Annotated in this window: 1 protein-coding gene; it reads left to right on the forward strand. The window is 79.4% G+C overall.

Features of this window, described 5'->3' with window-relative positions:
• Positions 1-45: 45 nt before the first annotated feature.
• Positions 46-1,044 carry a methylenetetrahydrofolate reductase gene (locus GTR00_RS21510; RefSeq protein WP_323132665.1) on the forward strand — a complete coding sequence of 333 codons (999 nt, stop codon included), beginning with the start codon at positions 46-48 and terminating at the stop codon, positions 1,042-1,044.
• Positions 1,045-1,085: the final 41 nt, after the last annotated feature.

A 1,085-nucleotide genomic window follows, 5' to 3' on the forward strand; every position in this document is an offset into this window, starting at 1 on the left:
CTCGTCCCCCCACCGCTCGTCCCCCCGCGGGCCGGGGGTCCGGCCGTGAGCGTCGGGCACCTCGTGGCCGGCGCCGCGGGCCGGCCGACGCTGAGCTTCGAGCTGTTCCCGCCGCGCACCCCGGCCGCGCGCGACGCGCTGCACGGCACCGTGCAGCGGCTGGCCGCCGCCGGGCCGGACTTCTTCTCCGTCACCCACGGCGCGGCCGGCACCACCCGCAGCGCCGGGTGCGAGCTGCTGGCCCACCTGCGCCGGGAGACCAGCGCGGCGGTGGTGGCCCACCTGACGTGCGTGGGTTCCACCCGCCGCGGGGTCGTCGAGCTGGCCCAGGAGTTCTTCGACGCCGGGGTGCGCGACGTCCTGGCGCTGCGCGGGGACCCCCCGGCCGGGCGCGCCGACTGGCACCCGCCCGCCGACGCGGTGCGCCGCGCGTGCGACCTGGTGGAACTGCTGCGGGTGGCCGACCGGCACCACCGGCTGCGCGCGGGGGGTGCCGCGGGAGGGGGCGGCACCCCCCTGACGATCGCGGTCGCGGCGTTCCCGTCCTCCCGGCGCGCCGGGGACCTGCAGGCGCTGCGCGCCAAGCAGGACGCCGGGGCCTCCTTCGCGATCACCCAGGTGTGCTACTCGGCGCGCGAGTACGCCGCCTTCACGGCCACCGCGCGCGCGGCGGGCATCACGCTGCCGCTGCTGCCGGGGGTCATCCCCACCACCGACCCCGCGCGGCTGCTGCGCCTGGAGCAGCTGACCGGCGTGCCCGTGCCGCGCTCCCTGCTGGCGCTGCTGGAGTCCGCCGCCGAGCACGGCGACGCGGCGCGACGGCGCGCCGGCACCCGCTACGGGCGGGCCCTGGCCCGCGACCTGCTGCACGCCGGCGCGCCCGGCCTGCACCTCTACACGTTCAACTCAGCGCCCGCGGCGCTGGACCTGCTCGAGGGAGCCCACCTCGGCGCCGGGACCCCGACGGTCCCGAGCTCGGCCGGACGGCCGCAGGCACCCGCGGTTCCCCACGACGCCGCCCTGGCGGCAGGAGGATCCCGATGAGCACCGGAAACCGTCCCGTCCCGCAGCACCCCGCCCCCGAC

The organism is Kineococcus indalonis (assembly GCF_009906395.1).
Lineage (GTDB): Bacteria > Actinomycetota > Actinomycetes > Actinomycetales > Kineococcaceae > Kineococcus > Kineococcus indalonis.